The 17,767-nt window shown below is 44.1% G+C and carries 22 protein-coding genes; 5 read left to right on the top strand and 17 right to left on the bottom strand.

Annotated features, from left to right (window positions below; all coding sequences use genetic code 11):
* Nucleotides 1-17: 17 nt before the first annotated feature.
* The gene (gene asnA, locus ADH92_RS10175; RefSeq protein WP_003005888.1) at nucleotides 18-1,010 is read right to left on the bottom strand and encodes an aspartate--ammonia ligase; all 993 of its coding nucleotides are present in this window, start codon (nucleotides 1,008-1,010) and stop codon (nucleotides 18-20) included.
* Between the two features lie 159 nt (nucleotides 1,011-1,169).
* Here asnA and ADH92_RS10170 point away from each other — a divergent pair, with 159 nt between their 5' ends.
* From ADH92_RS10170 to ADH92_RS10155, 4 genes are read left to right on the top strand one after another with little or no spacing between them, the layout of a single operon-like run.
* Nucleotides 1,170-1,847 carry a helix-turn-helix domain-containing protein gene (locus ADH92_RS10170; protein WP_004219840.1) on the top strand — a complete coding sequence of 226 codons (678 nt, stop codon included), beginning with the start codon at nucleotides 1,170-1,172 and terminating at the stop codon, nucleotides 1,845-1,847.
* 2 nt (nucleotides 1,848-1,849) lie between these two features.
* Nucleotides 1,850-3,262, top strand: a complete 1,413-nt coding sequence (locus ADH92_RS10165; RefSeq protein WP_049498337.1) for a Y-family DNA polymerase — start codon at nucleotides 1,850-1,852, stop codon at nucleotides 3,260-3,262.
* A complete protein-coding gene (locus ADH92_RS10160; protein WP_049498336.1) occupies nucleotides 3,259-3,630 on the top strand; it encodes a hypothetical protein in 372 nt (123 codons plus the stop codon). The genes ADH92_RS10165 and ADH92_RS10160 overlap by 4 nt, the downstream gene beginning before the upstream one ends.
* Nucleotides 3,611-3,937 carry a DUF5960 family protein gene (locus ADH92_RS10155; RefSeq protein ID WP_009732369.1) on the top strand — a complete coding sequence of 109 codons (327 nt, stop codon included), beginning with the start codon at nucleotides 3,611-3,613 and terminating at the stop codon, nucleotides 3,935-3,937. The genes ADH92_RS10160 and ADH92_RS10155 overlap by 20 nt, the downstream gene beginning before the upstream one ends.
* A 52-nt stretch (nucleotides 3,938-3,989) precedes the next feature.
* On the opposite strand, the gene ADH92_RS10150 is transcribed toward ADH92_RS10155, so the two are convergent.
* The 12 genes from ADH92_RS10150 to ADH92_RS10095 form a co-directional block, all read right to left on the bottom strand.
* Nucleotides 3,990-4,706 (bottom strand): YebC/PmpR family DNA-binding transcriptional regulator, encoded by a 717-nt coding sequence (locus ADH92_RS10150; protein WP_003005873.1) that lies wholly within the window; start codon nucleotides 4,704-4,706, stop codon nucleotides 3,990-3,992.
* A 174-nt stretch (nucleotides 4,707-4,880) separates the two neighbouring features.
* Entirely contained in the window at nucleotides 4,881-5,135 is a 255-nt protein-coding gene (locus tag ADH92_RS10145) for a Txe/YoeB family addiction module toxin (RefSeq protein WP_049498334.1), read from the bottom strand.
* Between the two features lie 3 nt (nucleotides 5,136-5,138).
* Nucleotides 5,139-5,393 carry a type II toxin-antitoxin system Phd/YefM family antitoxin gene (locus ADH92_RS10140; protein ID WP_003014291.1) on the bottom strand — a complete coding sequence of 85 codons (255 nt, stop codon included), beginning with the start codon at nucleotides 5,391-5,393 and terminating at the stop codon, nucleotides 5,139-5,141.
* A 232-nt stretch (nucleotides 5,394-5,625) separates the two neighbouring features.
* A complete protein-coding gene (locus tag ADH92_RS10135) occupies nucleotides 5,626-6,720 on the bottom strand; it encodes a nucleotidyltransferase (protein WP_049498333.1) in 1,095 nt (364 codons plus the stop codon).
* Between the two features lie 6 nt (nucleotides 6,721-6,726).
* Nucleotides 6,727-7,467, bottom strand: coding sequence for a class I SAM-dependent DNA methyltransferase (locus ADH92_RS10130; protein WP_049488931.1), 741 nt, complete (start codon nucleotides 7,465-7,467; stop codon nucleotides 6,727-6,729).
* 208 nt (nucleotides 7,468-7,675) lie between these two features.
* Entirely contained in the window at nucleotides 7,676-8,029 is a 354-nt protein-coding gene (gene rsfS / locus ADH92_RS10125) for a ribosome silencing factor (RefSeq protein ID WP_049472980.1), read from the bottom strand.
* A gap of 14 nt (nucleotides 8,030-8,043) precedes the next feature.
* On the bottom strand, nucleotides 8,044-8,544 hold the full coding sequence (locus tag ADH92_RS10120; RefSeq protein ID WP_049498331.1) for a cysteine hydrolase family protein: 501 nt from the start codon (nucleotides 8,542-8,544) through the stop codon (nucleotides 8,044-8,046).
* Complete coding sequence (yqeK, locus tag ADH92_RS10115; protein ID WP_003012035.1) at nucleotides 8,545-9,141, bottom strand: bis(5'-nucleosyl)-tetraphosphatase (symmetrical) YqeK; 597 nt, start codon at nucleotides 9,139-9,141, stop codon at nucleotides 8,545-8,547.
* The gene (locus ADH92_RS10110; RefSeq protein WP_003012335.1) at nucleotides 9,138-9,770 is read right to left on the bottom strand and encodes a nicotinate-nucleotide adenylyltransferase; all 633 of its coding nucleotides are present in this window, start codon (nucleotides 9,768-9,770) and stop codon (nucleotides 9,138-9,140) included. The genes yqeK and ADH92_RS10110 overlap by 4 nt, the downstream gene beginning before the upstream one ends.
* 21 nt (nucleotides 9,771-9,791) lie before the next feature.
* The gene (gene yhbY, locus ADH92_RS10105) at nucleotides 9,792-10,103 is read right to left on the bottom strand and encodes a ribosome assembly RNA-binding protein YhbY (protein WP_003005853.1); all 312 of its coding nucleotides are present in this window, start codon (nucleotides 10,101-10,103) and stop codon (nucleotides 9,792-9,794) included.
* 221 nt (nucleotides 10,104-10,324) lie between these two features.
* Complete coding sequence (gene yqeH, locus ADH92_RS10100) at nucleotides 10,325-11,431, bottom strand: ribosome biogenesis GTPase YqeH (RefSeq protein WP_049498330.1); 1,107 nt, start codon at nucleotides 11,429-11,431, stop codon at nucleotides 10,325-10,327.
* A gap of 2 nt (nucleotides 11,432-11,433) precedes the next feature.
* A complete protein-coding gene (locus ADH92_RS10095; protein ID WP_045759146.1) occupies nucleotides 11,434-11,961 on the bottom strand; it encodes a YqeG family HAD IIIA-type phosphatase in 528 nt (175 codons plus the stop codon).
* Between the two features lie 182 nt (nucleotides 11,962-12,143).
* Between ADH92_RS10095 and ADH92_RS10090 the strand changes: the two genes are divergently transcribed.
* Nucleotides 12,144-12,758 (top strand): TVP38/TMEM64 family protein, encoded by a 615-nt coding sequence (locus ADH92_RS10090; protein WP_049498328.1) that lies wholly within the window; start codon nucleotides 12,144-12,146, stop codon nucleotides 12,756-12,758.
* 180 nt (nucleotides 12,759-12,938) lie between these two features.
* Here the strand turns inward: ADH92_RS10090 and ADH92_RS10085 are convergent, their stop codons facing one another.
* The 4 genes from ADH92_RS10085 to ADH92_RS10070 form a co-directional block, all read right to left on the bottom strand.
* The gene (locus tag ADH92_RS10085) at nucleotides 12,939-13,694 is read right to left on the bottom strand and encodes a protein NO VEIN domain-containing protein (RefSeq protein ID WP_049498327.1); all 756 of its coding nucleotides are present in this window, start codon (nucleotides 13,692-13,694) and stop codon (nucleotides 12,939-12,941) included.
* Between the two features lie 70 nt (nucleotides 13,695-13,764).
* Complete coding sequence (locus tag ADH92_RS10080; RefSeq protein ID WP_049498325.1) at nucleotides 13,765-16,416, bottom strand: valine--tRNA ligase; 2,652 nt, start codon at nucleotides 16,414-16,416, stop codon at nucleotides 13,765-13,767.
* 29 nt (nucleotides 16,417-16,445) lie between these two features.
* Nucleotides 16,446-17,015: a GNAT family N-acetyltransferase gene (locus tag ADH92_RS10075; RefSeq protein ID WP_049498324.1), complete on the bottom strand. Its 570-nt coding sequence runs from the start codon at nucleotides 17,013-17,015 to the stop codon at nucleotides 16,446-16,448.
* Nucleotides 17,002-17,580 carry a flavin reductase family protein gene (locus ADH92_RS10070; RefSeq protein WP_049498322.1) on the bottom strand — a complete coding sequence of 193 codons (579 nt, stop codon included), beginning with the start codon at nucleotides 17,578-17,580 and terminating at the stop codon, nucleotides 17,002-17,004. The genes ADH92_RS10075 and ADH92_RS10070 overlap by 14 nt, the downstream gene beginning before the upstream one ends.
* Nucleotides 17,581-17,767 lie beyond the last annotated feature (187 nt).

The following is a 17,767-nucleotide window of genomic DNA, read 5'->3' as shown; positions in this document are numbered from 1 at the left end:
CCCACTCTCTTTCTTCCTTATAGAATATTTTCATATTCATCGCGGACAGATTGAGGCCAGACACTGGTTTGGACTTCACCAATATGTTTCTTACGAAGTAAGAACATAGCCAAACGAGATTGTCCGATCCCTCCACCAATCGTGAGTGGGAAGAGACCGTTTAACAAGGCCTTGTGCCACTCTAATTGAAGACGATCCTCGTCCCCTGTAATCGCAACTTGACGGCGAAGCGTATCTTCATCGACACGGATCCCCATTGAAGACAACTCAAAGGCTGAACCTAGAACGTCATTCCAGACGAGGATATCACCATTCAAGCCCTTGTAGCCATTTTCAGACTCTGTTGTCCAGTCATCGTAGTCAGGCGCACGTCCATCGTGTGGTTTGCCATCTGCAAGCTCTCCACCAATACCGATCAAGAAAACGGCTCCGAATTCTTTGGCAATGGCATTTTCACGCTCTTTTGGAGTTAAATCTGGATAGCGTTCCACCAACTCTTCTGTGTGAACGAAGGTAATTTGTTTTGGAAGAACTGACTCAATGTCATAGCGCGCTTCTACTGCTAGTTCTGTCAAACGAATGGCCTTGTAGATTTTTTCAACCGTTTCTTTAAGGTAGGCGATGTTGCGTTGACCATTGGGGATGACCTTTTCCCAGTCCCATTGGTCTACATAAACAGAGTGGATAGCGTCTAGCGAATCTTCATCTGGACGAAGAGCCTTCATATGGACAAAGAGACCTTCTCCTTCGCCAAAACCAAAACGTGCCAAGGTATGGCGTTTCCATTTTGCGAGTGAATGCACGACTTCATAAGTCTCATCAGGAATTTGAAGGACCTTTACAGATACCGGATGTTCAATCCCAGAAAGGTTATCCTGCATCCCGTCTCCGACCTTACTCAAAATTGGCCCTTGGACTTCAATGATATCCAATTTATCTTTTAAATACTGCGTAAACGTCGTTTTAACAAACGAAATTTCTTTTTGTTGGTGGATAAAACTTTTTTTCATATAGTTCCTCATTTATAGACATTTTAGAATTGATTATACTCCTTTTTCAATCAAAATCAAGTCTTTTCATTCGTTTTCAACTGAATTTTTCTCTTGCAAAAAGGATTCATTTTTGATAAACTATATGTAACTTTTAAAACGTTACATAGGAGAGCTGACATGTTTGATGCAAAAAAACTAAAAGAAAGACGCCTGGAAAAAGGCTTGACCCAAGCAGATGTCTACGAGGATCTCAAGATTTCTCGCAAGACCTACTCCAGTTGGGAGAATGGCTTGGCGGAGCCACACGAAAAAAATCTCAGGAGGTTGGCCAAGCGCCTCTCCGTTAAAGAGGACTACTTTATTAACAAAGACTCCGCACTCTACACCTACCCTTTATTAACCCCACCTCATCAAAAGAAAGTCGACCAGTTGGCCAGCCAGTTATTGGAACAGCAACAAAAAGTTGTTTCCTTAACAGCTTATAAGGTTCTTTCGATTGAGTTGGCAGCTGGTTTGGGACATACCTTTTATGACAACGAGACCGACTACGAGACCGTTTATTTTGACCAAGAGATCCAACACGACTTTGCCTCTTGGGTATCCGGAGATTCGATGGAACCTCTCTATCCCAATGGCTCTGTTGCCCTCATGAAACAGACTGGTTTTGACTACGATGGGGCTGTCTACGCCCTCATCTGGAATGGAAAAACTTACATCAAGAAAGTCTATCGAGAAGCGGAAGGTTTGCGCTTAGAATCCATCAACCCTGATTACGACGATTTATTTGCTCCCTATGAAGACGAGCCAAAAATCGTCGGCATTGTGGTCGGGCATTTTCTTCCGCTTGAGGTATAAATATGCTATTTGATTATTCACGTGAGCCTCATTCTGATATTGCTTTTGTGGATATGAAAAGTTTTTATGCCAGTTGTGAATGTGTCCGTCTAGGGCTCAATCCCTTGACCACTTCTCTTTGCGTCATGAGCCGGAGCGACAATTCTGCTGGTCTGATTTTGGCCAGCTCTCCCGTTTTCAAACAAGTCTTTGGCAAGAATAATGTGAGCCGGAGCTACGACCTGCCTTTTGATCTCAAGACCAGAAAATTCAATAGCTACGTCGCAAAAAAACAAGGATTGCCGACGGATCCAGGCTTTATTGCATCCATTGAATCCTGGGCCAAGAGGACCCTGATTGTGCCGCCACGCATGAATGCCTACATTCAGGTCAATATGGAGATTCAGAAGGTTTTTCAGGAATTTGCGGCACCCGATGATATTTTCCCTTACTCGATTGACGAAGGCTTTATCGATCTGACTTCTTCCTTAAATTATTTTATTCCAGATTCCTCCCTCTCGCGAAAGGAAAAACTGGACCTCCTTTCTGCCAGGATCCAAAAAAGAATCTGGCAGGAAACTGGAATCTACTCTACCATCGGCCTCAGCAATGCCAATCCCCTTCTTGCCAAGCTAGCCCTGGACAATGAAGCCAAGCATTGTCGAAATATGCGCTCCAATTGGTCTTATGAAGATGTAGAAAGCAAGGTCTGGAAACTGCCCCAGCTCACTGATTTTTGGGGCATTGGACGTCGCACTGAAAAACGATTGCAAGGGATCGGGATCACGTCGATTAAAGAACTGGCTCAGGCTCATCCTGATCTCTTAAAGAAAGAATTCGGAGTCATGGGGCTTCAACTTTGGTTCCATGCTCATGGCATTGATGAAAGCAATGTACACAAACCTTATCGTCCGAAGTCACGAGGCATTGGCAATTCTCAAATATTGCCCTATGACTACCACCTACAAACAGACATTGAACTGGTGTTTCGTGAGATGGCTGAACAGGTGGCTATCCGCTTGCGACGGAAAAAAAAGAAGACCCAGCTAGTCTCCATTCATGCCTCCTACTCCAAAATCGAGGGGCTTCCGTCCATTCATTGCCAGCAAAAGATTGAACCCACGCAATCCACCAAGGTTTTATCCGATACTGTTCTGCGACTCTTTCGCTCCAAGTACGAAGGCGGAGCCATTCGGCAGATTGGTGTTTTTTATGGCGAACTTGTCGAGGAATCTCTCCAACTTTTTTCTCTCTTTGATGATCCGATAGCCCTAGAAAAAGAGGAAAAACTCCAGCAGACCATTGACCGCATTCGGGATCAATTTGGCTTTACCTCTCTTCAGAAAGGCTCCTCACTACTAGAAAACTCACGCGCCATTGCACGCAGTAAACTAACTGGCGGACATTCCGCAGGAGGCTTAGATGGATTAACATGATCGACCGTTCTTATCTCCCTTATCAATCCGCCCGCGAATTTCAAGACCGTGGCATGGCCAAATGGGCTGGCTTCTTTTTATCTGAGCACACAACTGCCCTGCATACAAAAGAAATTGACCGCAGTCAACTCAACGTTCTTCCTCTTTCTGAGCAGATCCAGCTCCTGGAGCAGGCCTTCCAACAACAAACGACGATCTCGATCACGACTCTAGAGGGGAATCAATTTGCAACCTATGCAGGTTCGATTCACACCTTATCTGCTTCTGAGCTTCTTCTCAAAAGCGATGGCCACTACCACCGGCTCCTTCTGACCTCTATCATTTTTATTGAATCTGAGGAAACACCCTATGAAACCGATTCAGACTAAACACGAATTACAATTTGATTATTTTTCAGAGAATTACCACCAATTTGAGACAGACTTTTACAAGTGGGCGGCTACTTCTACGCCACTTGTATTTTTAGAAGACGATATCCTCCACTCTATGGCAGCAGGCCAGCGAAACTACTTTCGTCTTCACCACACCAAAAGTCGAGATCATCGAGACCACTATTTCTATTTTAAGGTTTCCACACTCTCCCAATCACCCCTGACCCGTATTTACGCTTATACAGGACATCACTTACAAAAGATAGATCCTCATCAGACAGAGAAAAAGGATAGCTTGATCTGAGAAGCTATCCTTTTTCTTAATTTATGGGATTCACTACAGTCCTTACGAGTGATTAGAATCCATCTACGTTTGTGTAGATTTTTTGTACGTCCTCGTCGTCTTCAAGAACGCTGTAAAGTTTTTCAAATGTTTCCAAATCTTCACCTGACAACTCAACTTCTGATTGAGGAATCATTTCCAATTCTGTTACTTGGAATTCTTCGACACCTGATTCACGCAAAGCAACGATTGCTTTGTGAAGATCAGTTGGAGCAGTGTAGACTGTGATCGTTCCTTCTTCTGCTTCGACATCATCTACATCCACATCTGCTTCAAGCAAAAGCTCAAAGATGGCATCGGCATCATCACCAGCAAAGACGATAACACCTTTGTTGTCAAAGAGATAAGATACAGAACCTGAAGCTCCCATGTTACCACCGTTTTTACCAAAGGCAGCACGGACATTGGCAGCTGTACGGTTGACGTTTGACGTCAAGGTATCAACGATCAACATCGAACCATTTGGCCCAAACCCTTCGTAACGTCCTTCTGTAAAGGTTTCGTCTGTATTTCCTTTTGCCTTATCGATCGCTTTATCAATAACGTGTTTTGGCACTTGCGCTTGTTTAGCACGGTCAATAACGAATCTCAAAGCAGTATTTAGTTCTGGATCTGGTTCACCCTTTTTAGCAGCTACATAGATCTCCACACCAAATTTGGCATACACTTTTGAGTTGGCACCATCTTTGGCAGTTTTCTTGGCAACAATATTGGCCCATTTACGTCCCATGAGGATTCTCCTTAAATTTTTTCAAATTATTTTCAATCTTTAACATTATATCACAAATCATCGAAGTTAGACTAGATTTTTCTATTTTTAGAAAGGGGATTTTATAGGAATTTTCTTCGAGTTGGGAATTTTAAATAGCTATCCTAACTATCAAAAAGATCCTCTTTTAAAGACTTAATAATGATCTTTAAAAGAGAGAAGAGCGACACCTGACTCATCTAGCATATAAATCAGGCGATTCTCTGCATCAATCCGTCTTGACCATGCTCCTTGAAAGTCATATTTCAAGGGCTCAGGCTTACCAATCCCTGCAAATGGGTCCCTTTGGATCTCTTTGATAAGGGTATTGATTCGCTTCAGTGTTTTTTTGTCCTGACTTTGCCAGTAACAATAATCCTTCCAGGCATCTTCTGTAAACTTGAGTAACATCCGTTACCCCTCAATCTCATGGAGTTGAACCTGACCAGCTCGGACTTCTGCCATGCCCCGCAAGACCTTATCTGACAATTCCTTGTTCTGAGCTAGTCTCAGGGTTTCTTGTAGGCTGTCCCACTCGCTCTTAGAGATGACCACAATATCTTCGTCTGGATTCTTATTCACGACCGTCAAAGGCTCAAACTCATCATTCACCTTCTTCATATAATCCTTCAAATGATTGCGGAATGTTGAATAAACGACTGCTTCCATGACCATACCTCATTCTACCTCTTTTCTATTATTATACATGAAAAAGAAAAACTCGTCAGGAACTTGTACAAGTTTTTCCCTCTTCACTTAATTATTCGTAAAAAGTTTCTAAATTTGGTAAAAAAATCTACTGTCTAAAGGAATTTTTAGACAGTAGATAAACACTATTTCCTTACATCATAAACTTCTTGCCTTACGTGAATGTGGACAGAGAAAATTTACGTCAGACTGTTTATTCTTCCACTCTCACTGGCACCCGACCCCAGATCTGATCTCGCAATTGGGGATGGCCTAGCTGATACACCTGATCCGCTTGCTGGGTCAAACTATCCCAAGGTTCCTTACCGATTCGAGTCACGATTCCTACTGATTTTTTCAAGCCTTTGAGATGAGCTTGTCCCTTTGCGGAAAATCCTAAGACATGAATGGCGTCGGGAAGAGCTTGATCCATCGCCCCTACCAAGATGTAGGTCAAGATGCGGCGGACACGAGCTTTGGTATAGCGCTTGGTTGCGACTTTCTCCACCAACTCTTCCACAGAGCTAGCACCTCGAACCGCATCCTTTATCCGATTGGCCACTTCTTCATTGACTTGAAAAATCTGTGTCAGATCTGGATGGGTTAGGATTTGATAACGGAGCAGTTGGTCATAATTCTCCCAAGACACCTGTGGAGCCGACTGAAAGAGTTGACTATTGGGCATGAATTTAGCGACAAAGTCCTGATCTTCCTTGTGTAGGCGTAGACTAGTCGCAGAAGCATAGGCCACTTCTTTTTCCTCTGAATGGTAGCCTGCTCCCTGGCGCTGGACGGACTTGAGCGCAATTCCCTTCCCAGCACAAGCCTTGGCATAGGCCAAACCCAGGATATGATTGGGAGTATCTCCTGTGAACTCCACTCCAGCAAAGGTTTCCCACATTTTTTGGGTCTTTTGTGGATAGGATAAATCGTCAGGAAGGCTTCGCAAGAAAGCTTCCATTTCCGCCTCATTCTCCGAGTAGACTGTCGCAATCGCTTGGTAATCTAAGACTTCTTCTGTCCCAAAGGTCAATTGGTCGATTCCTAGACGGGATAAGATTTCTACCGCTCCCTTAGCAAAATGATCCGCCGATTGAACAGCCACGAGAAAGGGGAGCTCGACCACCAGATCCGCTCCATTTTCCAAAGCCATCTGAGCCCGTGTCCACTTGTCTACAATGGCAGGCCCGCCACGTTGAACAAAATTCCCAGACATGACCACAATCTTCACCCCTTCTGCCTGTTCCAGCAGGTACTTGTGTCCATTGTGAAAAGGATTAAATTCTGCAATAATTCCTGTAACTGTCATGCTGCCCTACTTCTGTGCTACAAAAAACCAACGTTTGCTGGTCTTTGTTGGCTCTTTGTCCTCAAAGTCTGCATACAATTTGAAAGATTTAAAGCCAGCCTGCTCCAATAAGATGTCATATGTTAAAACTTCATAGGTGCGTTCCTCATGAACTTCATCGTGGCGACTAAAGCTGCCATCCTCTTCTTGGACAAAGAAGGTCAGCTCATGGACGATCGAGTGAGGGGCTGCATCCTCATAGGTATCCCAGAGCATGGCAAAGTCTTCGGCATTCTCGTGGTAGGAATAGCCTGGGAAAACCTCATCCGTCTGATAGGTCGAATGGACATCAAAGATAAAAACTCCGTCCTCATTGAGGGCATTATACACTTCTTTAAAGACATCCCCTACTTCTACCTCGTCCTGCATGTAGCAGATAGAATCCGAGTAGCAGGTTACAAAGTCATAAGTTCCTGCTTGCGACAGGTCCAGCATATTGCCCTCGATAAAATCAATCTTTTGCTTGGCTGAAGCAGCTCTTTTTTCAGCAATTTTCAGCATGTCAGCACTCAGGTCTAACCCTGTCACATCAAACCCAGCTTGAGAAAAGCGGACAGACTGAATCCCTGTCCCACAAGCCAATTCTAGCAATTTTTTCCGGTCCTTGCTTTTAGGGAGATGCCGGAGAGAAAAATCCGTCCACAAATCATACAGACTATCATCCATGACCGCATCGTAGACCGCCGCAAACGTTTCATAAGTCGCCATAAATCAAGATACAAAGAGCGTTAAAAGCATAGAGAAAATAGGAAACTTTCTGCCGTATCCTCAGATACAAAGGAAGTTTATCTTTTTCTCACAGCTTTTAGCTCGTGTTCAGTTATCAAATTAACTAAACACGGGGCCCCATCCTTTCTTTCCATAGAATTTCAATTTAACCAACAAAACTCAGTTGCTACCAACTGAGTTCACCTGCTTATGCTAGGGCTGCTGAAAGATCGACAGCACTTGCTTCGTGCCATAGCTTTTCTAGGTTATAGTGGGCACGCATTTCTTCTGAAAAGACATGGACCACCACACCACCTAAGTCAAGAAGGACCCAACCTCCAGCTGAATCACCTTCGACGTGGCTGGCATTGCCACCAGCTTCGATGACCTTCTCGCGAATGTTTTCAGCGATCGCCTCCAATTGGCGGCTGTTCATAGAGCTTGCGATGACAAAGTAGTCTGTCACACTAGTCAAGCTTTGAACATCCAAAGCCACAATGTCTTCCGCGCGTTTTTCATCTGCTGCTTTGACAACTAGTTCAAGTAGTTCTTTTTCTTTCATGTAATCCTCTTTCCTTAAAAAATTGATTTGTAATCTAAGACATCCGCAAAACGTTCTGCCCAAATATTTTCATAAAATTCATTAAGCGTTTCTGCCGGAATATCCTCTCCATCAAAGGTTGTGACAGCTCCTTCTGGAATAACCAACTTATAACCGTATTCAAACCCCACTTTGACGGATGTATCGACACAATATTCGGTCTGCATGCCACACAGGACCAGTTGTTGAATTCCTTGTTGATCCAAGTATTCTTTTAATCCTGTCTCCTTAAACATGCTATTGTATTGCTTCTGAAATACCTTTTCATTCTCCTGTCTTTTCAACAGGGGCGATAATTGCCAATCTTCCGACGTTAAAGCCTCTGGCGTTTCAATATGCTGTATATAGATGATTTCAACCTGCTGTTTTCTAGCCTGATCTTGCAAATAAGCGATCTTCTCTAGGAGATTTTCTGTCTCAAAGCCTGTTTCCACTAAGATATTTTGTACATCAATAATGATAAAAGCTGTTTTCACTCATTGCTCCTCTTTCAAATACTTCACAAAGGCATTGTAGGTTTCAAGGGTTTGGGGATAAATCGGCAATCCTTGGTGAGCCAGGTGTTCGACTGTGCGAGCCGTCTCATAGGCCACGGCACGATCCAAGGAGACTTGGGCAATGTCACGCGCCTGATCTACCCCCGGAAAGGCCCGGTTGTGCTCAATGTAATCAGCCACATAGACAATCTTATCTAAGATCGACATCTGTCCACTCCCCACGGTGTGAATCTCAATACTGCGAAGAATGGCTGGATCTGTCAGTCCGAGGTCTTCTTGGATCTTGTAAATCCCGACCATCCCATGCCAGACATTGTTGCCCCAGTTTTTTAATGCTGGATCCAGCTCATAGCGATCGATCAAGTCCAGAAATTCCTGATCTGATAATTTCTTGGCGTAGTCATGTAACAAACCTGCTAGACCAGCCTGCTCTTCATCAGCCCCATAGCGTTTGGCCAAGTCACGCGCAGCCTTCTCAACCCCTAAACAGTGGGTTAGCCGCTTTTCTGGCAGAATTTGACGCATTTTTTCAAGCAAGACCTCACGAGAAAAGCCTAGATAGTTTTCATAGGTCATTGATACAATCCTTCTTTCTTGATATAGTCCAAGACTGGTTTTGGCAACATAAAATTCGGCGTCCGGCCTTTGGCTACAAAATCACGCACCATACTAGAGGAGATGTCCATGAGAGGAACATCCACCCAGATCACCGGATAAGAAGTCCCTGCCTTATAGCGTGGTCGCTGTACCCCGACAAATTGTACAATCTCCACCAATTCATCGATGCGGTGCCATTTGGGTAAATAATCAACCATATCTGCACCAATGATGAAGTAATAATCTGTGTCTGGATCCCGTTCATTGAGCAAGAGCATGGTGTCGTAGGTATAGGAAATCCCTTTCCGCTCGAGTTCAATCGTCTCGATCTCCAGACCTTCAATCCCTTCAATAGCTAATTCCAGCATCTTAAGGCGATGGTGCTCTGCAATCGTCCCCTTGGCATCGACATGCGGTGGCTCATACTCAGGCATCAAGAGCACCTTATCTAACCCTAATTGTTGGCGCACTTGATCCGCAACGACCAAATGGGCATTGTGGACCGGATTGAAATTTCCACCCAAAATACCAACTTGTTTGCGTTTCTTGTCTTTGATCTCTGGCTCTAACTCTACCTTGGTAAAGGGAGTCAATAGTTCAATTGCCATAGGTTTGCTCTCCTCGATGTCCTAAATTTCTTTTACCTTCGCTGAAATTTTACGATTTTCTTTTTTGCTCGATTGTTTGAACAAGATGAGAATCCGACCAATCTTTTGGACCGTTTCCACACCGATTTCTTCTTCTAAGATTTCTGCTACTTCATGGATGTTCTCATCCGTATTTTGAAGAAGGGTCACCTTGATCAGTTCGCGCGCATCTAGCGCTTGGCGCACACTGGTTTTGATTTGGTCATTGAGCCCATTTTTCCCGATTTGGATAATGGGTTTGAGGCTGTGGGCTTGGCTATTGAGGAAAGCCCGTTGTTTAGATGTTAATGTCATATTTTTACTTCCTTTTTTGATCGTTATTTTAAGTGGTGGGGACGGCCGGAACTAATTTTTCAAAGATCTCATCTTTGAAAAATGGATTTCCTCACCTCAAAATGGAGCCTTGGTCTCCATTTTGCCCTTGCCAATCGATCGATTGGCAACTACACCACGGCAATAACGATCTCTTTATGAGCTCACTTCGTGCGCTCTTCAATTCATTCTATTACAAATTTTTAAATAATAGCTTTGCGGGTGACGACGGCGACGCCTTCTGGTGCCCAGACGGCTACTTTGGCTTCTCCATTGACGCGGATCCAGCCGAGTCCTGAGATGACCAGGTCTGTCTTGTCCTTGATGGTAAACTCATGGGAAATCAAAGGCGGGAATTCTTCTTTTTCCTTGCTATTAGGAGGAGTTAGTAAGCCACCGACATGCTTGTTATAAAAGGCGGTCGCTCCTTCGAGCTTGGTTCTGTGAAGCTTGAGTTCGTTGTCAAAGAAGGCAGTGAAACCTTGCTTTTCTCCCTTGATAAAGTCAAAACGTCCCAGACCACCCAAGAAGAGGGTTTGCTCTGGATTGAGCTGATAAGTCTTGGGCTTGATTTCCTTTTTAGGGCTGACATACTTGAGGTTTTTAGCTGTCAAATAGTGAGCCATCTGGTGGCGATGAATAATCCCTGGTGTATCGTAGATGTAGGATCCATCGTCCAGTGGGATTTCGATCTTGTCCAGTGTCGTCCCTGGGAAGCGAGAGGTCGTGATGATATCCTTATCTCCAGTAATTTCTTGGATAATCGCATTGATGAGGGTCGATTTCCCAACGTTGGTCACACCCACCACGTAGACGTCACGTCCCTTGCGGTACTGCTCGATCTTTTCCATCAAGTCCTTGATAGCACTCTTGTTTTGAGCAGAGGTGAGGACCACATCGACAGGACGCATACCTTCTTCGTGGGCCCGCTCCATCAACCAATGGGTCACCTTGCTATCCTTGACAGACTTGGGCAAAATGTCTTTTTTGTTTCCGACCAAGAGGACATCATTTCCTGCTACAAAGCGTGGTAGGCCAGGAATGACGGAGCCATTAAAGTCAAAAATATCGACTACATTGACCACGAGAGCATTACTATCCCCTACTTCGTGAAGGAGCTTTAGGAAATCATCATCTGTCAGATGCACATCTGTGATTTCATTGTAGTGACGCAGACGGAAACAGCGTTGGCAATAAACCTCGCCTGTTTCCAAGCCCTTTTCAAGAGCTGATTGGGGAGTATAGCCTAGCCCCTCTTTGTTTTCTGTCTGAATGGGGGCTCCACAGCCAATACAGAATAATTCTTCCATTCTTAAATTCCTTTTTTGTATACAATCGGACCATATTTCTCGGCCATTTGCTTCATAACACGGCGTTCACGCGCCCGGTTGATCTGGGTCTTGATCGAGTCATGCTCAACCAAAGGTTTGACCAAAATCGAACGAATACCTGCTCGATGGGCAGCCCGAATATCCGTCATCAGTTGATCCCCAACCATGACCACTTCATTTTTCTCATAGTGGAAACGTTTGAGGGCACGATCAATCCCAAAAGTAAAGGGCTTAAGCGACCAGGCTTCATAGTCAATATCAAATTTCTCAACAGCGCGCTTGACCCGTTTGGGACTATTATTAGATACCACGATAACTCGAATCCCTCCATCACGAAGGTCGTGCAACCACTGGCGCATTTCGGGAGTCCCATCCGGATTATTCCAAGCAATCAAGGTATTATCCAAATCCACAAGGACCGCCTTGATACCCTGTTTTTTCAAGTCTGCAACGGTGAGATCATAGGCTGCTTCCACCGCAAAATCTGGTTTGTAATTTTCGATTGACACGTTTTTCTCCATTTTTTATACCCCTTTCATTGTAGCATAAAAAGGCCCATTTTGCACCCGCTTCACGACTAAAACAGCGACAGACTCCAATCAGGTCGCTTTCACTACTCAAAAAATAGACAAAATCCTTACAAACTTCCAAAAACATGGTATAGTAGAAGAAAAAGAACTCGGAATTTTTTATGAAACAAACAAGCTTAAAAGAGGTCTCTCCTCTCCTTCAAAAAATCATCAATTGGTCCTCCATCATTGGAGCTCTTGGGACCTTGGCCTTTTGTATCTGGGCCTACTTTTCTGGCATCCTTCAATCCAAGGAAACTCTGTCTGCCTTTATTTTGCAAGCAGGTATTTTTGGACCACCTCTCTTTATCTTTCTTCAGATCCTTCAGACAGTGGTCCCTATTATTCCCGGCGCCCTGACATCTGTAGCAGGTGTTTTCATCTACGGCCACATCATTGGGACCATCTACAACTACATCGGGATCGTGATTGGCTGTGCCATTATCTTCCACCTTGCGAGAATGTACGGGCCTAAGTTCGTCCAATCCATGGTCAGCCAGAAGACCTATGACAAGTACATTGGCTGGCTCAATGAAGGCAAGCGGTTCGATCGCTTCTTTATCTTCATGATGATCTGGCCGGTTAGTCCCGCTGACTTCATCTGTATGCTGGCAGGTCTGACCAATATGACCTTCAAACGCTACATGACCATCATCATCCTCTGCAAACCTATCACCCTTGTCATCTACACCTACGGTCTCACCTATATCATCGATTATTTCTGGAAAATGGTCTAAAGCATAACACCACCCCTAAGACTAGGAGGTGGTGTTTTTGGTCAAAAAGAGAAGCATTCCCAATTTTCTAGTTATGCATCTCCCTATATTTTTAAGAGTATGAAAAGATTTTTATACGCCATTTAGTCTAAAATAAGCTTTTGCCAGTCGACGTGATAGTAATAAACACCGCACTATTTATTAATATAAATCTTCCAAACTTCTATATTCAACGACTTCATTTTTAATAACATTTTTTTCAAATTCAAAATGGTTAAGTGGGTTATCAATCAATACCAATCTTGGAATATCGTCGAGATTAGTGACTAGAGATAGAATAAAATCTGATTGATAGTCCTTAGCTTTCTCAAATTCTTTGGAGGTCAAACGAATACGTCCTTTAGGTTTTCGGATACCTTTAACCTCAGCAAGGTATGAATGTTCTTGAACATCTACTTGGAAATCATATCCATCACCATAAAGACGGGCATCAGTCAATTGGCCACCTTGAAATTTTTCTTCCTTATCAAAATGGTGTATGAAATAATTCTCTGCTTCCATTCCAGTTTCTTGTAGGCGTTTGAATTTCGTTCGAATGATTGGCTTTTCAACGATGGTTATGCCTGTTTTCTTCCCTTCACTTGCAAGCAGCATTTTGACTATTTCTGCAAAACTGTGAACATCCTCATTTCCAAACATCGTGTCAATTAAATCTTTTCGAAAACGGTAGACTTCAGCTTTTTGCCACCAACCTTTTCGATTGTTATCAAAATAGGGGTCGAATAAATCCATTCTATTTTTGACTACACCCGTTGTTTCTGCAATGCCTAAAGAAACTATGTAACGATAAAACTCGGATTTACTAGAGCATTGAAATTCCTTTATAAAAGTATCATCAAACTTAGCAAGACCATAGCCAATCAAGTTTAACAATTCATAGTGAGGGTGTTTAGACATAACTTTCTCCATCAATAGATATTGATTTCATTATACCAAAAAAACACGGCATACCGCCGTGTTTCTAGGTTTATTTCACCAACTTCTTCATCTCATCAATACGTGCTACGGTCGCGTCGTATTTGGCTTGGTAGTCGGCTTGTTTGTCGCGTTCTTTTTGGACGACTTCTGGTTTGGCATTGGCTACGAAACGTTCGTTAGAGAGCTTCTTACCGACCATATCCAGTTCTTTTTGCCATTTGGCTAATTCTTTTTCAAGACGAGCCAATTCTTCTTCAACATTAAGAAGGTCAGCAAGTGGCAAGTAGATTTCTGCGCCTGTGATGATGCTGGACATAACCAAGTCAGGCACTTCGACATCTGCTGCAATTTCCAAGTGTTCTGGGTTTGTGAAACGTTTGATGTAGTTGACATTATCATTAAAGAAAGCATCGAGCCTGCTGTCGCTTGTCTTGATCAAGATAGTGATTGGTTTACTTGGCGCTACATTCACTTCTGCACGTGAGTTACGAACGGAGCGAATCACATCTTTAAGAGCTTCAACGCCGGCTGCTGCTTCTTCGTTTTCAAACTCTGGACGAACCACTGGGTATTCCGCAGTCACGATTGTTCCTTCAGAGATTTGACCGTAGATTTCCTCAGTCACGAATGGCATGATTGGGTGAAGGAGACGCAAGATTTGATCCAAGGTGTAAAGAAGAACCGAACGAGTAATGACTTTTTCGTCCTCATTGTCGCTGTATAGCACTTCCTTAGTCAACTCAACATACCAGTCCGCAAACTCATCCCAGATGAAGTTGTAGAGGATGTGACCAGCCACACCGAATTCAAACTTGTCAAAGTTTTCAGTGACTTTTCCAATAGTTTCGTTGAGGTTGTGAAGAATCCAACGGTCTGTCACGTTACCTGCTTGACTAGCAGACACTTTAGCTACATTTTCACGCGCCACATCCAAGGTCAATCCTTCATTATTCATGAGGATGTAACGAGAGATGTTCCAAATCTTGTTAATGAAGTTCCAAGACGCATCCATTTTCTCATAAGAGAAACGCACGTCTTGACCTGGTGCAGAACCGTTTGAAAGGAACCAACGAAGGGCATCAGCACCGTATTTCTCAATAACATCCATTGGGTCAATCCCGTTACCGAGTGACTTAGACATCTTGCGTCCTTGCTCGTCACGAATGAGACCGTGAATCAGAACGTTTTGGAATGGTTGGCGTCCTGTGAATTCCAATGATTGGAAGATCATACGAGATACCCAGAAGAAGATGATGTCGTAACCTGTAACCAAGGTTGAAGTTGGGAAGTAACGTTTGAAGTCTTCTGAGTCGACATCCGGCCAGCCCATAGTTGAGAATGGCCAGAGGGCAGAACTGAACCAAGTATCCAAGACATCTTCGTCTTGTTTCCATCCGTCGCCTTCTGGTGCTTCTTCGCCGACGTACATTTCACCCTCAGCATTGTACCAGGCAGGGATTTGGTGACCCCACCAGAGCTGACGAGAAATAACCCAATCGTGGACATTTTCCATCCATTGAAGGAAGGTATCATTGAAACGAGGTGGGTAGAATTCTACCTTGTCCTCTGTATCTTGGTTGGCAATAGCATTTTTAGCCAATTGGTCCATCTTCACAAACCATTGTGTAGACAAGCGTGGCTCAACCATAACTCCAGTACGCTCTGAGTGACCAACTGAGTGGGTCATCTTCTCAATCTTAACAAGCGCACCGATTTCTTCTAACTTCTTGATAACAGCCTTACGAGCTTCAAAGCGGTCCATGCCATTGAATTCACCAGCCAATTCATTCATGGTACCATCATCGTTCATAACGTTGACTTGCGGAAGATTATGACGTTGACCAACCAAGAAGTCATTAGGGTCGTGGGCAGGAGTGATTTTCACCACACCAGTACCGAATTCAGGGTCTGCGTGTTCGTCCCCAACAATTGGGATTGGCTTGTTCAAGATTGGCAAGATAACATTTTTACCAATCAAATCTTTATAACGGTCATCATTTGGGTTAACCGCTACGGCTGTATCCCCAAACATGGTTTCAGGACGTGTTGTTGCCACTTCAAGGGCACGTGAACCGTCTTCCAACATGTAGTTCATGTGGTAGAAGGCACCTTCCACATCCTTGTGAATAACCTCGATATCAGAAAGGGCTGTACGAGCTTTTGGATCCCAGTTGATGATAAATTCACCACGGTAAATCCAGCCCTTCTTGTAAAGCTCTACAAAGACCTTACGAACAGCTTTTGATAGACCTTCGTCAAGGGTGAAACGCTCACGAGAATAGTCTACAGAGAGCCCCATCTTGCCCCATTGTTGCTTGATAGTAGTGGCATATTCGTCTTTCCATTCCCAGACTTTCTCAAGGAATTTTTCACGACCAAGGTCATAACGAGAGATGCCATCCTCAGCCAAACGGGCTTCCACTTTAGCTTGAGTGGCAATCCCAGCATGGTCCATACCAGGAAGCCAAAGCGTATCAAAGCCTTGCATGCGTTTTTGACGGATAATGATATCTTGCAAAGTTGTATCCCAAGCGTGACCAAGGTGGAGTTTCCCAGTTACGTTTGGTGGTGGAATGACGATAGAGTAAGGCTTAGCCTTTTTATCGCCTGAAGGCTTGAAAACATCTTCGTCAAGCCATTTTTGGTAACGACCAGCCTCAACCTCAGCTGGATTGTATTTAGGTGAAAGTTCTTTAGACATGTGTGTGTCCTTTCTAGTTATTTCTATTTTTAATGTTGATCTTGAGTTTCCCACTCACTCTTCAGCAAGCCGTATATCAGACTGTCACAGCGATTGCCTTGGGCATCTTTACGGTCTCGGATACGAGCTTCAAGGGTGAAACCAAGCTTCTCAGCGACACGTTGACTTTGGGCATTGTAGCCAAAGCAGGTTAGTTCAATCTTGTGAAGTCCCAATTCTTTAAAACCTAGGTCAATCAAGGCACGCGCTGCTTCGGGCACATAGCCTCGGCCCCAATAGTCTGGGTGCAAGGTATAGCCAATCTCCAGTACATCGTCTTCGTAGCGACGGGGGAAATCGACTGAGCCTATGATTTTATCGGTCCCTTTGACCACAATTCCATAGCCTGCTGGGAGATTATCCTTTTGATTACGTTCGGGAAGGATATGTTCTAGGTAATAAATCTCATCTTCCAAGGTCTTGGCAGGTGGAAACCCTGCTGGGTAAGAGACTTCTGGACGACTAGCATAGTCAAAGATATCTTCTACATCCGCCACTGTTCGGACTCGCAAGACCAGACGCTCGGTTTCTATTCTTTCTGGCAGTTCAGCTCTTGTCATCTTTCTTCCTCGCTTTCTTGATAAAGCTTCCCATGGGATCGACTCGGTCGTCCAGATAACGATAAACACGCTGGTGACCGTCCCCCATAAAGTAGGTCGGTGCAAAACGGTCATTTATAAAATGCCCCTTATCATCTAAGAGCTCTGGATCAGCCAGTCGCTCGAGAATCTTGGCAAAAATATGACAGATACCATCTTCCTCGATAATCCGATCCACCTGGCAATCCAAAACGACTGGACAAGCCTCTAAAAACAGGGCCTGAGTCCGTTCAGAAATCTCGTAGTCTAGCCCCAGGTGTTTCAATTTCTCCCGATGGCTGATAAAGCCAGCCTGCTCCATCTCCAGCATAAAGTTTTCATCAGGGATGTTCACGCTGAACTGTTGGTAATGCTTAATCTGGTCAGCCGCATTTTCCTCAGCACCAACCCCGATGACCAGCCAATCGCCCAGGCTATAAGAGGAACTGCAGGTCGTGATATTATGTCCAAAGTTCTGGTCCTGATACCCCAGGATGAAGATAGGAAAGCCATAGTAGAGTTTACTGGTGTTAAAAGATTGTTTCATGACAAGCTCCTTCAGCTAGGGGGATAAAATAAAAATCGTCCCTGTCATTAATCTGACAGGGACGAATGTATTAATCCGCGGTACCACCCAATTTCGGGCAATGCCCGCAACTTTGTTTATTTCATTTTCATCTATTAGCAACCAGTTTTGACACATTTGTGGACTTCTCAGCACCGCCACTTTCTGT

Origin of the sequence: Streptococcus parasanguinis (assembly GCF_001073155.1) — a bacterium.
Taxonomy (GTDB): Bacteria; Bacillota; Bacilli; order Lactobacillales; family Streptococcaceae; genus Streptococcus; species Streptococcus parasanguinis_D.
Note: the sequence above shows the minus strand (reverse complement) of the source record. Positions and strands in the feature narration are given on the sequence as shown.

Bases quoted from the DNA above. Each gene is read 5' to 3' on its own strand.
- asnA (WP_003005888.1), bottom strand. From the start codon at position 1,010: ATGAAAAAAAGTTTTATCCACCAACAAAAAGAAATTTCGTTTGTTAAA.
- ADH92_RS10170 (WP_004219840.1), top strand. From the start codon at position 1,170: ATGTTTGATGCAAAAAAACTAAAAGAAAGACGCCTGGAAAAAGGCTTG.
- ADH92_RS10165 (WP_049498337.1), top strand. From the start codon at position 1,850: ATGCTATTTGATTATTCACGTGAGCCTCATTCTGATATTGCTTTTGTG.
- ADH92_RS10160 (WP_049498336.1), top strand. From the start codon at position 3,259: ATGATCGACCGTTCTTATCTCCCTTATCAATCCGCCCGCGAATTTCAA.
- ADH92_RS10155 (WP_009732369.1), top strand. From the start codon at position 3,611: ATGAAACCGATTCAGACTAAACACGAATTACAATTTGATTATTTTTCA.
- ADH92_RS10150 (WP_003005873.1), bottom strand. From the start codon at position 4,706: ATGGGACGTAAATGGGCCAATATTGTTGCCAAGAAAACTGCCAAAGAT.
- ADH92_RS10145 (WP_049498334.1), bottom strand. From the start codon at position 5,135: ATGTTACTCAAGTTTACAGAAGATGCCTGGAAGGATTATTGTTACTGG.
- ADH92_RS10140 (WP_003014291.1), bottom strand. From the start codon at position 5,393: ATGGAAGCAGTCGTTTATTCAACATTCCGCAATCATTTGAAGGATTAT.
- ADH92_RS10135 (WP_049498333.1), bottom strand. From the start codon at position 6,720: ATGACAGTTACAGGAATTATTGCAGAATTTAATCCTTTTCACAATGGA.
- ADH92_RS10130 (WP_049488931.1), bottom strand. From the start codon at position 7,467: ATGGCGACTTATGAAACGTTTGCGGCGGTCTACGATGCGGTCATGGAT.
- rsfS (WP_049472980.1), bottom strand. From the start codon at position 8,029: ATGAAAGAAAAAGAACTACTTGAACTAGTTGTCAAAGCAGCAGATGAA.
- yqeK (WP_003012035.1), bottom strand. From the start codon at position 9,141: ATGACCTATGAAAACTATCTAGGCTTTTCTCGTGAGGTCTTGCTTGAA.
- ADH92_RS10110 (WP_003012335.1), bottom strand. From the start codon at position 9,770: ATGGCAATTGAACTATTGACTCCCTTTACCAAGGTAGAGTTAGAGCCA.
- yhbY (WP_003005853.1), bottom strand. From the start codon at position 10,103: ATGACATTAACATCTAAACAACGGGCTTTCCTCAATAGCCAAGCCCAC.
- yqeH (WP_049498330.1), bottom strand. From the start codon at position 11,431: ATGGAAGAATTATTCTGTATTGGCTGTGGAGCCCCCATTCAGACAGAA.
- ADH92_RS10090 (WP_049498328.1), top strand. From the start codon at position 12,144: ATGAAACAAACAAGCTTAAAAGAGGTCTCTCCTCTCCTTCAAAAAATC.
- ADH92_RS10085 (WP_049498327.1), bottom strand. From the start codon at position 13,694: ATGTCTAAACACCCTCACTATGAATTGTTAAACTTGATTGGCTATGGT.
- ADH92_RS10080 (WP_049498325.1), bottom strand. From the start codon at position 16,416: ATGTCTAAAGAACTTTCACCTAAATACAATCCAGCTGAGGTTGAGGCT.
- ADH92_RS10075 (WP_049498324.1), bottom strand. From the start codon at position 17,015: ATGACAAGAGCTGAACTGCCAGAAAGAATAGAAACCGAGCGTCTGGTC.
- ADH92_RS10070 (WP_049498322.1), bottom strand. From the start codon at position 17,580: ATGAAACAATCTTTTAACACCAGTAAACTCTACTATGGCTTTCCTATC.